The sequence below is a fragment of the Belliella aquatica genome (assembly GCF_014637795.1).
Taxonomy (GTDB): Bacteria; Bacteroidota; Bacteroidia; order Cytophagales; family Cyclobacteriaceae; genus Belliella; species Belliella aquatica.
Map to the genome: position 1 here is coordinate 101,521 of NZ_BMFD01000012.1, position 13,069 is coordinate 114,589.

General features: G+C 36.3%; 14 protein-coding genes. 8 read left to right on the forward strand and 6 right to left on the reverse strand.

Annotated features, from left to right (window positions below; all coding sequences use genetic code 11):
• Positions 1-92: 92 nt before the first annotated feature.
• From IEV57_RS14970 to IEV57_RS14990, 5 genes are all read right to left on the reverse strand, one after another.
• Positions 93-1,277: a geranylgeranyl reductase family protein gene (locus tag IEV57_RS14970; RefSeq protein WP_229744528.1), complete on the reverse strand. Its 1,185-nt coding sequence runs from the start codon at positions 1,275-1,277 to the stop codon at positions 93-95.
• Between the two features lie 74 nt (positions 1,278-1,351).
• The gene (locus IEV57_RS14975) at positions 1,352-3,574 is read right to left on the reverse strand and encodes a sodium-translocating pyrophosphatase (RefSeq protein ID WP_188443854.1); all 2,223 of its coding nucleotides are present in this window, start codon (positions 3,572-3,574) and stop codon (positions 1,352-1,354) included.
• Between the two features lie 428 nt (positions 3,575-4,002).
• Positions 4,003-4,395, reverse strand: coding sequence for an HIT family protein (locus IEV57_RS14980; RefSeq protein ID WP_188443855.1), 393 nt, complete (start codon positions 4,393-4,395; stop codon positions 4,003-4,005).
• Positions 4,396-4,443: 48 nt separating this feature from the next.
• Complete coding sequence (greA, locus tag IEV57_RS14985) at positions 4,444-4,917, reverse strand: transcription elongation factor GreA (RefSeq protein ID WP_188443856.1); 474 nt, start codon at positions 4,915-4,917, stop codon at positions 4,444-4,446.
• A gap of 139 nt (positions 4,918-5,056) precedes the next feature.
• A complete protein-coding gene (locus tag IEV57_RS14990; RefSeq protein WP_188443857.1) occupies positions 5,057-5,998 on the reverse strand; it encodes a 2-hydroxyacid dehydrogenase in 942 nt (313 codons plus the stop codon).
• A gap of 390 nt (positions 5,999-6,388) precedes the next feature.
• Here IEV57_RS14990 and IEV57_RS14995 point away from each other — a divergent pair, with 390 nt between their 5' ends.
• The 3 genes from IEV57_RS14995 (at position 6,389) to IEV57_RS15005 (ending at position 8,236) form a co-directional block, all read left to right on the forward strand.
• Positions 6,389-6,739, forward strand: a complete 351-nt coding sequence (locus IEV57_RS14995; protein ID WP_188443858.1) for a single-stranded DNA-binding protein — start codon at positions 6,389-6,391, stop codon at positions 6,737-6,739.
• Between the two features lie 158 nt (positions 6,740-6,897).
• The gene (gene pfkA, locus IEV57_RS15000; RefSeq protein ID WP_188443859.1) at positions 6,898-7,872 is read left to right on the forward strand and encodes a 6-phosphofructokinase; all 975 of its coding nucleotides are present in this window, start codon (positions 6,898-6,900) and stop codon (positions 7,870-7,872) included.
• Positions 7,873-7,879: 7 nt separating this feature from the next.
• Positions 7,880-8,236 carry a hypothetical protein gene (locus IEV57_RS15005; protein ID WP_188443860.1) on the forward strand — a complete coding sequence of 119 codons (357 nt, stop codon included), beginning with the start codon at positions 7,880-7,882 and terminating at the stop codon, positions 8,234-8,236.
• Here the strand turns inward: IEV57_RS15005 and miaA are convergent.
• Complete coding sequence (miaA, locus tag IEV57_RS15010) at positions 8,224-9,132, reverse strand: tRNA (adenosine(37)-N6)-dimethylallyltransferase MiaA (RefSeq protein WP_188443861.1); 909 nt, start codon at positions 9,130-9,132, stop codon at positions 8,224-8,226. The genes IEV57_RS15005 and miaA overlap by 13 nt on opposite strands.
• A gap of 55 nt (positions 9,133-9,187) precedes the next feature.
• Between miaA and IEV57_RS15015 the strand changes: the two genes are divergently transcribed.
• Genes IEV57_RS15015 through IEV57_RS15035 form a run of 5 tightly spaced genes read left to right on the forward strand, consistent with a single transcriptional unit; the run spans position 9,188 to position 12,934 of the window.
• Positions 9,188-9,940 carry a response regulator gene (locus tag IEV57_RS15015; RefSeq protein WP_188443862.1) on the forward strand — a complete coding sequence of 251 codons (753 nt, stop codon included), beginning with the start codon at positions 9,188-9,190 and terminating at the stop codon, positions 9,938-9,940.
• Positions 9,937-10,314: a response regulator gene (locus IEV57_RS15020; protein ID WP_188443863.1), complete on the forward strand. Its 378-nt coding sequence runs from the start codon at positions 9,937-9,939 to the stop codon at positions 10,312-10,314. The genes IEV57_RS15015 and IEV57_RS15020 overlap by 4 nt, the downstream gene beginning before the upstream one ends.
• A gap of 15 nt (positions 10,315-10,329) precedes the next feature.
• On the forward strand, positions 10,330-10,608 hold the full coding sequence (locus IEV57_RS15025; RefSeq protein WP_188443864.1) for a hypothetical protein: 279 nt from the start codon (positions 10,330-10,332) through the stop codon (positions 10,606-10,608).
• The gene (locus IEV57_RS15030) at positions 10,605-11,372 is read left to right on the forward strand and encodes an MBL fold metallo-hydrolase (RefSeq protein WP_188443865.1); all 768 of its coding nucleotides are present in this window, start codon (positions 10,605-10,607) and stop codon (positions 11,370-11,372) included. The genes IEV57_RS15025 and IEV57_RS15030 overlap by 4 nt, the downstream gene beginning before the upstream one ends.
• On the forward strand, positions 11,372-12,934 hold the full coding sequence (locus tag IEV57_RS15035) for an NFACT RNA binding domain-containing protein (protein ID WP_188443866.1): 1,563 nt from the start codon (positions 11,372-11,374) through the stop codon (positions 12,932-12,934). The genes IEV57_RS15030 and IEV57_RS15035 overlap by 1 nt, the downstream gene beginning before the upstream one ends.
• Positions 12,935-13,069 lie beyond the last annotated feature (135 nt).

Sequence of the window (13,069 nt, forward strand, 5' to 3'; positions counted from 1 at the left end):
TAAATACGCAAAACCCATTCCTTAATGGATAATTTTTGGGCAAAAAATAAAGTTGTTGGTCAAGACATTTTAACGTCAAATTTGAGTACAAATCATTTAACCAAAAAACCAAGTCCTAAATTCTTAATAATTCTATCTTTGATATCCTTGTTCAGCTCCAAATGACCTGTGTAGATATCTGTAATCTTTTCACAGTAACGCTGACCATTAGATTTCATTAAATAATTTCTAATCGTTTTCTGATTATAAAATAAATGAGCCAGATAGCCAGCAAATTTCAATTCTGGCAATAGTCTTTCGTTTAAAGATTCCACATAAGTTATTTCTGCTTGAGTAGGGTCATTGAAATGTTGGGCGATAGCCTTTCCAGCTAATCCTCCTGAGTACAGTGAATTTGTAATCCCCTCTGCCGTTAAAGGATCCGCAAATCCAGCTGAATCTCCTGTTAAAAACACATTTTTCTTAACGAAACCATCTTTACGTGGAGATATTGGGACTTGAAAACCATGAGCTTGTTCAGAAAGTATCTCGTCAATACCCAGAATTTTAAGGTACGCATGATAATGTTCTCGTAAATTAATTTTTCGCTTTTTGAAAGTCCCAACGCCGATCGATAAGTGATTTTTCTTTGGAAAACACCAGCCATATCCTTTAGGAATAACATCAATATCGAATCTAGCCTCTGTTGCCAACCGATCGTAAACGTCCTGAGGCACTTCTACTTCATATTCTAAAGCCGGAATTAGCTGTCGCGATTCCGACCAACCTGCATACTTAGCTGTAGGTCCTAATACTCCGTCAGCAGCAATGATATAAGTAGATGAAATATCACCTTGAGAAGATTTTAAAATTATATTTTCTCCAAATTCTAAAGCTTTTAGCGTATGATTTTCCAAAAGTTCTGCGCCCAAGTTCTTGGCATTTTCCACGATCAATTGGTCAAACTTATCACGCATTACCATCGTCACGACAGGATAGGTTCTTTTGGCAAAAAGTGGCTGGTCCAAATGATCAAAATAGATATACAGGTCGTTGTATTCCTTTTCTATCACATCTGATATATCGAAAGGAAGCATTTCTCTTCCTCTAAAAACTAGTCCTCCACCACAGGTTTTATATCGAGGTAAATTTTCTTTTTCTAAAATCGCAACGCTCAACCCAGCCTTCGCTACTTCGTATGCTGCCATACCTCCTGCCGGTCCTGAACCGACTACCACCACATCATAATGTTTCATGTCGAAAGATAGAAAAGTATTGATTTTGGAAAAAGATTTCATGGTGAACTCAATGGAAAAACATAAAAAAAGCTGCCATTTTCCAATGACAGCTTTTGCATTTATTAATTAGTTTATCAATTGATTACAATCTTCTCTACTTTTTCAATCTTCTTACCATCTTGGTAGGTGATTTCTTTTTTGATTTCTACTTTTTCAACTTCAGATACAACCCCGTGTGGTGTTTCAGAAATATGTGGAGCTATAACGAGCGCTACGATAGAAGTGAGCTTGATCAAAATGTTCATAGATGGACCAGAGGTATCTTTGAATGGATCACCAACAGTATCTCCAGTAACAGAAGCTTTATGCGCTTCAGAACCTTTGTACTGCATCACCCCATCTATCATTACTCCTTTTTCGAAGGATTTTTTTGCATTGTCCCAAGCGCCTCCAGCGTTGTTTTGAAAAATACCCATCAATACGCCCGATACTGTAATCCCAGCAAGTAAGCCTCCCAAGACTTCAGGACCGAAAGTAAATCCTACAATAATCGGAGAAAGCAAAGCTATTGCACCAGGTGCAACCATTTCTCTAATAGATGCCTTGGTGGAAATTTCAACACATTTTTCATATTCAGGCTTGGCTTTGTATTCCATAATTCCAGGAATCTCCCTGAATTGTCTTCGCACTTCATTTACCATATCCATCGCTGCTCTTCCCACTGCTGCAATCGCCAGTGAAGAGAAAATAAATGGAATCATGGCACCAACAAAAAGTCCAGATAGCACATCTGCCTTATATATGTCGATAGAACTAATCCCAGCTAATCCTACATAGGCAGCAAATAAAGCTAAGGCAGTCAATGCTGCTGAAGCAATTGCAAAGCCCTTTCCTGCCGCAGCAGTCGTATTCCCTACTGCATCAAGAATATCAGTTCGTTCGCGAACTTCCTTAGGCAAACCAGACATTTCCGCAATACCACCTGCATTATCTGCAATAGGACCAAATGCATCAATTGCCAACTGCATCGCTGTTGTAGCCATCATTCCTGCTGCTGCTATTGCAACCCCATAAAGTCCTGCTGCTGCAAATGATCCATAAATACCGCCTGCCAATACTAAAATTGGTAAAACCGTAGATTCCATACCCACAGAAAGTCCACCAATAATATTGGTTGCATGACCTGTTGATGATTGTTTGATAATAGAATTTACAGGACGCTTACCCATAGAAGTGTAGTATTCTGTGATGATACTCATCAAAAAACCTACAATCAAACCTATAACGACTGCTCCAAAAACTCCCATTTTTGTAAATGAAATAGAACCTCCTCTTGAAAGAACCAATTCTCCCTCCGGAAGCATGTAATCAATTAAGAAATAAGAAGCTCCTACTGTCAGGAGAATGGAAATCCAGTTGCCTTTGTTTAAAGCTGCCTGAACACTATCAGTATCTTTGGAAATCTTAACAAAAAAGGTCGCAATGATGGAAAACATCAATCCCATTCCGGCAATCACCAATGGAAGTAAAATTGGAGCTATTCCACCGAAATTATCGTTTGATACAATTTCTCTCCCCAAAACCATGGAGGCCAGAATAGTGGCTACATAAGAACCAAACAGATCGGCACCCATACCTGCCACATCACCCACATTGTCACCTACGTTATCAGCAATTGTTGCTGGGTTTCTTACATCATCTTCGGGAATTCCTGCTTCAACTTTTCCTACTAAGTCTGCTCCAACATCAGCTGCCTTGGTATAAATACCTCCACCAACTCTAGCAAAAAGCGCGATAGACTCTGCGCCAAGAGAAAATCCTGCCAATACTTCCAAGGCTGTGGCCATAGCATCTCCATTGACATCACCGCCTGTAGATAGGACAAACATATTATAAAACACAATAAATAGTGAGCCCATTCCAAGTACTGCTAGACCGGCAACACCTATTCCCATTACTGACCCTCCTGTAAATGACACACTCAAGGCTTTCTTTAAACTAGTTTTAGCCGCTTGAGTCGTTCGTACATTGGCCTTGGTGGCAATGTTCATTCCAAGATACCCTGCAAATGCTGACAGAAACGCACCAATCACAAATGAAATGGCGATAATCCAGCTAGAGTTGGCTACTAAAGTGCCTGACCAGCCTAAAATAATTCCTGCTATCACTACAAAATAGAATAATACTTTCCATTCTGCTTTTAGAAATGCCATTGATCCTTTGGCAATATGACCTGCCAGTTCCACCATTGTTTCATCTCCTGTTTCCTGCTTGGTGACCCATGCAGATTTGATAGCCATTACAATTAGGCCGATGATCCCCAAAACGGGGACTAAGTAAATAAATACTTGTTCCATGTGCTTATATTAGGTTATTGTTTTTTTAACTGTGCAACAAATATATTATTATTCAATTAGCAAGCAACAATCGACAAATAATCTTTGGTTAGGAATACAGGAATTGAAAAATTGGAAGATTAGAAAATTAGAAAATTAGGTATAGATTAGAAGGTTTAAAAGTTGAAAGGTTTAAAAGTTTGGGAGATTAGGAGATTGGTTTGGTTAAAACTAGTCTCGCAGAATTGAAGGGGAGGTTATAAGGTAATAAAGTTTAAGGGGTTAAAGGTTTGGGAGATGGAGAAATGGTTAGCTTTCTTTAGCCTATGCTTAGATTTTTCCTTGTACAAGTTATCACTTTATTATCTGTGAACATCAGCCAAATCAGCGTCATCTGTGTTCTATAAAAACTAAATATTAATTCCGTCTCGCTACTTACTTCTATAATCTCAAAATCCTCCTCTTATCCTATCTGCTATTTCCTTCAGCTCTTCTGAAGTTAATTTGAGTTTAGGGCGGGTGAAGTTGATGTCGTCCATGGTTCTAAGAGGAACTAGGTGAATGTGAACATGAGGCACTTCCAAGCCAATTACAGCTACACCAACTCTCGTGCATTTGATGGTTTTGTCAATCGCTTTGGCCACTTTTTTGGCAAATACATGAAGACCAGACAACACCTCATCTTCTAAATTAAAAATATAATCTACCTCCTGCTTAGGAACAACCAATACATGGCCTTTAACTAAAGGCATGATATCTAGGAAGGCTATGAAGTTATCATCCTCAGCGATGATTTCAGCTGGGATTTCTCTGTTGATGATTTTTGTAAATACTGAAGCCATAGTCCAAAAATAAAAAATCCCGAATGATAACCATCGGGATAAATAAAATTAATATGATATGTCTAAGATTTCGAATTCTAAAACACCAGCTGGAGCATTAATTTGGGCAATGTCACCAACAGCTTTTCCATTCAAACCTTTGCCAAAAGGAGATGCTAGAGAAATCTTTCCTGCTTTGAGGTCAGCCTCTTCTTCGGAAACCAAGGTATAGGTTACCGTCATCCCATTTTTCACATTTTTAATTTTTACAGTGCTAAGAATTCCCACTTTGGACGCATCCATCTTGGAGCTATCCATTACTCGAGCATTGCCAACTACTCCTTCAAGTTTAGCAATTTTCAGTTCCAAAAGTCCCTGTGCATCTTTTGCTGCATCATATTCGGCATTTTCACTTAAGTCTCCCTTGTCTCTCGCTTCAGCTATCTGCTTTGCTATATCCTGTCTTCCTTTTGTCTTAAGTTCTTGAAGTTCATCCTTCAATCTCTTTAATCCTTCTTCCGTGTAATACTGTATAGTTCCCATTTTATTAAATTTTACTTTACTATGGCTATGAAAAATAAAAGAACGGTCTCATATCTGAAACCGTTTCTCCTATGCATTTGCGTTATGTATAGGGCAAAGATATAAACATTGCTTTGAGAAAGCAATTATATTCTACTTTTCATAATGAAGACATTTTGATTTTCTCTACCAAGACTTGATTGATTTTTTCGTAAGATTGAAATGTCCATCCAGCGATATGCGGACTGAAAAGCACATTTGGTCTAGCTGCCAATTTTTCAAATTCTTCTTTCTGAGTAGCTGAGAAGTTCTTAGACTTTTCATTTTCCAAAACATCCAAAACAGCTCCACGAAGAACCCCTTGATCCAGAGCCAAATTCAATGTTTCAAAGGAAATCACCTCTCCTCTAGCCGTATTGATCAAGTATATGGGTTTTGAAAAGTTTTTTAACAAATCCAAGGTGAAATAATTTCTGGTCTCTACAGTGAGCGGCACGTGAATACTAAGAATATCTGCTTCTTGCTGTATTTTCTCAAAGGAACATTCTTTTACAAATGCAGAACCAAAACCTTTTTTATATTTATCATAAGCAAGGAGCTTGACATCGAATCCAAGGAGTTTCCGGGCAAAAGCTTGCCCCATGTTTCCAAATCCAAAGACCCCTACTGTCTTTCCTGCCAATTCCTCTCCTCTGTTTCCTTCCCTATCCCAAATACCTTTTCGGACTTCTTGATCTGCTTTGTTGATATGATTGAATAAAGCCAATAAACCTCCAATCGCATGCTCTCCAACCGCATCTCTATTTCCCTCAGGTGCATTGAAAAGCTTAATGTTCCTTTCTTCTAAGTATGATAAATCTATTTGATCCAGTCCTGCTCCTGCTCTTCCGATAAATTTTAAGTTGCTCGCTTTTTCTAAAAGTTCCTTATCCATTGGTGTTTTGGATCTAATGATCAATCCAGTATAGGAAGCAACGACCTCAAGAATTTCATCTCTTGTAATCTCAGGCATATAATCCACCTCAAATCCCTCCATTTCTAATAATGGAAGTATAGATGGATGCATTTCGTCTATAATTAAAACTTTGTTTTTTAAGAGCATTTTATTAAATGTAGCTAATATGTTTTTGTCGGCATTTGATTTATAAAACTCTTTAAATTATCCCCTAATTAAGAATGAAGGATGAAAACTTAACATAGCAAATCAGTCATCAGCAAATTTATCAATATTAATTATGGATTGGAACCTGAGGGTTAATAATCGATTAAATCTATGGATTGTTTTCCAGCGAAATAATGTGTTTCTAATACAAATTTAAAAATGCGATAAATTTAATACTGAGTTGGAGTAGGATTAATAAAAACTGATTATTAACGTATATAAACGTTTATAATTCGTGAAAAAAAATATAATTAAGTAAATAGTATTGATAAATTTATTTAAACATAATAAATAAGTCTTTTTTCATAATCCTAACCAAATTTTAAGTAAATGAGTGGAATCAAAAACAGGGTTCAGCTGATCGGGAGATTAGGAGCCAAAGCGGAAGTCAACCATTTTGACAGTGGTAAAATCAAAGCAAACATTCGGTTAGCCACCAATGAGAATTACAAAAATGCCAAAGGTGAAAAGGTAGAAGAAACCACATGGCACAACGTGACAGCTTGGGATAAAGCAGCCACAATTTTGGAAAAATACACCGATAAGGGATCCGAAATTGGGATTGTTGGTCGATTAACCAATAGAAGCTACGAAGATAAGGAAGGAAATAAAAAGTACATCACCGAAGTAATCGCAGATGAAATCTTACTTCTTGGTGAAAAAGTAGCTTCAAATTCATAAAGAAAAATGGGAATGTAGAATTTCCTTGTTCCACATTCCCATCATTTTTTAATATTCAAAATACCTCACTTTTTTTTGGTCATTATTTTTTTTCATTTTTCCCTAACAAAGACTTACAAATATGAGTATTTTTGAAATTCGAAAAACCTATTAAAACAATGAAAAAAATTGCAGTTTTTACTTCAGGAGGCGATGCCCCGGGTATGAATGCTTGTATCAGAGCAGTAGTCCGTACGGCTATTTTTCACGGAATAGAAGTTTACGGCATCACCTACGGATATGATGGTATGATAGCTGGAAATATTAAGAAAATGCAATCACATTCTGTAAGCAATATCATTCAAAGAGGTGGCACTATCTTAAAATCTGCTCGAAGTGAAGAGTTCATGACCAAAGAAGGTAGAAAAAAAGCATATGACCAATTAAAAGCTTTGGAAATAGATGGAATAGTCGCAATTGGAGGAGATGGAACATTCACTGGAGCTAAGGTTTTCTTTGAAGAATTTGGTATTCCCACAGTAGGTTGTCCTGGGACTATTGATAATGATATCTACGGTACAGATTATACGATTGGCTTTGATACTGCGGTGAATACAGCATTAGAAGCCATAGATAAAATTAGAGATACCGCTGCAGCACATGATCGAATCTTCTTTGTGGAAGTAATGGGAAGAGACAGTGGCTACATAGCTGTAGAGTGTGGAATTGGAGGGGGTGCTGAGTTTGTGATGGTTCCAGAAACTGAAACAGACCTCAAAAAAGTAGTAAAATCACTCAAAAACCTTAGAAAATCTAAATCATCAAGCATTATCGTTGTAGCGGAAGGTGATGAAGAGGGTAATGCTGAAGTAATCATGGATCAAGTTAAAAATAAGGTCAATGATGAAGACAAGGAATTCAAGGTAACCACACTTGGTCACATACAACGTGGTGGAAACCCTACCGCAAGAGACCGTGTATTGGCTTCCCGCTGTGGGATGGCTGCTGTAGATGGATTAATCAGTGGTCAGTCTAATTGTATGGCAGGTGTGGTCAATGGAGATGTTATCTATACTTCCTTTGAAGATTGTATAGGCAAGACCAAACCTATCAAAGGAGATCACCTTAAATTAATTGAAATCTTAAGTATTTAATTTACAAATGGGCTTTATTCCAATATTTATCACCCTTGGTGGTTCAGTTTTGCTTTTTATCTTGGTGGTTAGGCAAGGTATCAAATCTAAAAGATCTCAATTCTCACAGTTTTGTACTGAAACTTGGGCTGGCTTACAAAGCATCAAGTCCGAAGGAAATAAAAGCAAACCTGATTTTGAGGAATTAAGAAAAATTTATTTGGAAGTAAAGTCAAAGTTAAAAACAGAGGAATTGACCCAATTCGATAATCAAGTAAGGAAGCCATTTCAGCAAGCCAAACTGATACAGTCGCAACACAATTTATTTATAGCCAAAAAGCCCTACAGTTTTGTTGCAAGGCTTTTTGGCTATCATGCCATCTGAATTGAAATAAATTCAAGAACTTTCTCTAATTGATCTGGGTGAAACCATGTCATTTCAGTGTCTCTTTTGAACCATGTCAATTGTCTTTTTGCATATCTTCTTGAGTTTCTCTTCAAAAGTCTAATTGCTTCTTCTTTATCATAATTCCCATCCAAAAAGCCGAAGATTTCTGAATACCCGACTGTCTGCAGGGCGTTGAGATGTTTATGGGGAAATAGAGATACCGCTTCTTCAAAAAGACCTTCTTGGATCATCAAGTCCATTCTAAGATCAATTCTGCGGTAGAGCTCTTCCCGTTCTCTTTCCAGTCCGATTTTGATGATATTAAATGGGCGATCAACTTTTTTTTTATTTCTGAAAGAGCTAAAAGGCTTCCCTGTGCCTCGGCAAACTTCAAGGGCTCGCATCAGGCGCTGAGGATTATTTTGATCTACGAGAGCGAAGTATTCGGGATCAAGCAGCTTTACTTCTTCTTGCAAAAAGACAAGACCTTTGAGTTCATATTCTTTTATGATTTTTTGACGTATTTCTGAACCAACCTGAGGCATATCATCAAAACCCTTGCAAATCGCATCTATATATAGGCCTGATCCACCGGTCATGATAATGATGTTATGCTTTTGAAAGATCTCCTGCATCAAGTTTAAGGCATCTTCTTCAAACGATTTAACATCGTAATTATCATGGATTGAAAGTGAATTTATAAAATGGTGCGGCACTTCGGAAAGCTGTAAGTCTGAAGGCTTCGCCGTTCCAAGAATTGTTTCCTTAAAAAACTGCCTACTATCAGAAGAAATTATTTCCGTATTGAATTTTTTAGCTAAATTTATACACAAATCAGTTTTTCCAACAGCTGTTGGTCCAGCAATTACAATTAAGTATTTATTATCCTTCACAGGTTTATTTTATAAGTTAATTCTTTCAGAAAAGTAAAATTACCAATAATTGTCAATGAAAAGCAAAAAGGTTCTAATCGTAGACGACAACGCCCTAAATCGCCGGGTATTTGAACATATTATTGGTCAGGTTTACTTATATGAAGTAGCTGAAAATGGAAAAAGTGCGATAGATAAATTACGACTTGATCAATTTGATTTGATCCTAATGGATATTCAGATGCCAATTATGGATGGGATCACAGCATTAGAAATTATCAAACGGGAACAAATCTCACACTCTCCTATTATTGCGATTTCTGCTTATGCTGATCAGAATGACAGAGAGTACTTTCTATCAACTGGTTTTGATGATTTTATTTCCAAACCAATCAAACCCAAATCATTTCTTGAAACTATTTCAAACCATATTGAAAGGAAAAAATCGCCCACAGTAGCGGGAATGATTGATGATTTCGATGATTTAGAATTGGACACTAAGGTATTTAATCAACTACTGAAATATAATTCTCTCGAAAACATCCTTTTGGTATACGAAGAATTTATTTTGGAGACTGAATCTTTATTATCAGAGATAGAACCACTGATCAAAGAAGAAAAATTAAATGGTATAGGTGACAAACTTCATATTATTAAAGGAAATTCAGGTACACTTGGAGCTATGAAAATTTTTAATTCTGTTAAACAGTTTGAAAAAAACATAAAAAATAACATTTTTGACAATACATTAAAAGATTATTTAACTTTGATGGGATTAATAGCATCATTTAAAAAACACATTCAAACCATTCAAGATTTCAATTCATGAACGAAAACAAAAAAGTGTTGGTAGCAGAAGATAGTTCCGTAATCATCAATTTGACAAAAAATGTGTTGATGTTCGAGAAATACCACATCACAGCGGTAAAGAACGGTCAACAAGTTTTGGATAAGCTTGCCAAAGAAGACTTTGACTTGATATTAATGGATATCAATATGCCAATCATGGATGGAATAGCTTGCACTAAAGCTGTTCGCTTGCTTGAAGATGAAAAAAAATCAAAGGTTCCAATCATAGCCATCACCGGTAATTATAAAAACTACACGCTTGATGATTTCAAAAAGGCCGGTTTGAATGATTATGTACAAAAGCCTCTTGATTATGACCATCTTTTGGCGACAGTAAAGAAACATTTGTCCTAAACAAAGGTTAATTGTATGACAGTCAAATACACTAAAAATTTTCTTGACAAACTTGAAAATTTGTTTGCCTCGTCGGAATTTATTTTGAGATATGAAAAAGGTAGCTTTAAATCAGGATACTGTATTCTTAAAGAAAATAAAGTTGTGATTATCAATAAGTATTACACCATCGAAGGTAAAATAAATACATTGATAGACATCATTAAAGAGCTACAGTTCAATCCTAAGGATTTTCAAGAGAAAAAAAATCAAGACTTCTTGGGAGAGCTACAACAAACCGAATTAAAACTTTGAAAATTACATTTTTAGGAACAGGAACATCTCAAGGAGTACCAGTTATAGGTTGTGATTGTCCTGTGTGTTCCTCCTTAGATTTTAGAGATAAGAGACTCAGAAGTGCCATACATTTAGATATCAATGGAAAGAGTATAGTCATCGATACTGGACCTGATTTCAGAACACAGATGCTTAGGGAAAAAATCAATACCCTAGACGCCGTTATTTTTACACATGAACACAAGGATCATACGGCAGGATTAGATGACATTAGGCCTTACAATTTCATGCAAAAAAAGAATATGCCTGTTTTTGCTACCAAAAAGGTACTAAGTCAAATAAAAAGAGAATTTTCCTACATTTTCGAAGAAGTCAAATATCCTGGAGTCCCAAAAGTAATGACCCACGAAATATCTAAAACTACTGCATTTGAAGTAGAAGGAATTCCTTTTACACCTATTGAAGTGATGCATTATCGTCTCCCTGTTTTAGGATTTCGGATAGGAGATTTCACCTATATCACAGATGCCAAAACGATAGCTAAAGAAGAAATGGAGAAAATAAAAGGAACAAAATATTTGGTCCTGAATGCACTCCAAACTACGCATCATATATCACATTTCACTTTGCAGGAAGCAATCGATATGGTGAACTTCATCCAACCTGAAAAAGCTTATTTCACCCATATCAGTCATAAATTAGGATCTCATGCAGAAGTAGAAGCAATTCTTCCAGAGCATATTCGGTTAGCTTATGATGGCTTAAAATTGGATATTGCGTAATGCATTTCAATTACCATTTTCTGAAATTTCTTTGCCCTGCTTTAGAAACAAGATTCCTAGGAGCAGAAATAGTCGAATGTTTTTCTCAAAACAAAGATGAATTAATCATTGGATTAACTTTAGATAAAAACGATTTATTCATCCAAGCAAACCTATTACCCAGTATTTCCTGCTTGGCATTTCCTGAAGATTTCAAAAGAGGAAAAAGAAATACGGTTTCTCTTTTTCCAGATTTAATTGGACAAAAAGTCAAGAGCATCAATCCAATTTCGTTTGAAAGAGCATTTGTAATTTCTTTAGAAAGTGGTGACAGCATCGTATTTAAACTTCATGGAACAAGAAGCAATTTACTTTTCTATAAATCTGAGGAACATCTTCCTTACAAAATCTTTAGAAATGAACTGAAAGATGATTGGAGTATTCGAACAAAAGATCTTGCCAAAAATTTAGATTTGAGTAAAGAGAATTTTGAAGCACTAGAAGGAAATGCTTCTAAATTTTTACCCACTCTTGGAAAAATACCTAGAGAATGGCTCAAACAGAGAGGTTACATAGAGTCCAATTTAGAAGAAAAATGGGGATTATTACAGGAACTTTTGGACATGTTAGAATCTCCACTTTTCACAATCATAGAGTCTGGGAATGAGCATAATTTAAGCCTTTTACCAGAAGAGAATTCTGTATTCCAAACAGCCGATCCAATAGCTGCCATCAATACGCTTTTTAGATACATCGTCGTCATTCAGGCATTTCAAAGAGAAAAGCAGCACTGGTTCAAAATATTCGAGGATCAAAAAAAGAAATCTAACAATTACATTCAAAAAACTACAGAAAAGCTCCAAAATCTTGAATCAGAGATCTCCCCAGCTCAGTTAGCTGATGTAATTATGGCAAACCTGCATCAAATAGAGCGGAATTCTGAAGAAGTTACACTTTTCAACTTTTATACCAACCAAGATCAACTTGTCAAACTCAAAAGAGGTGTTAGCCCACAGATGTTTGCTGAGAATTTGTATAGAAAGTCAAAAAACAGAAAGATAGAGCTGGATCAATTGTATCAAAACTTAGAAGATAAAGAAAACCTCTTAGTCAAAATAGAAGAATTGCTAGATCAGCTCAATACGATTACTGATTTTCGTGCATTGAAAGCTTTTGTCAAGGAGCACAATTTGATTTCCCAAGAAAAAGAAAAGCAGGAACAAGTCCCATTTAAAAGGTTTGATGTTGAGGGATTTGAGGTTTTGGTCGGGAAGTCAGCAAAATCAAATGATGAAATGCTTAGATATTTTGCTTGGAAAGAAGATTTATGGCTTCATGCAAAGGACGTCTCAGGATCGCATGTGATCATTAAATTCAAGTCAGGAATGAAATTTCCAAAAACTGTCATCGAGAGAGCTGCAGAACTTGCTGCATACTATTCAAAAAACAAAAGTGAAACATTGGCAGCAGTTATGTACACGCCGGTGAAGTTTGTCAGAAAGGTAAAAGGATCACCAGCAGGTGCTGTAATGGTAGACAAGGAAAGTGTAGTAATGGTTCCTCCTATTGGGCCTAAGGAATAAAAAAAGCCATCTTTTTAAGATAGCTTTTTTATTGGTAATGTGGTCAAAAATAGTTGGTGACTTTTGTTGAAAAATTTCTTAACATGCCATGCAGATTCGAAGAGGACGTAAGCTCTGCTGAGGAGCAACTTACCA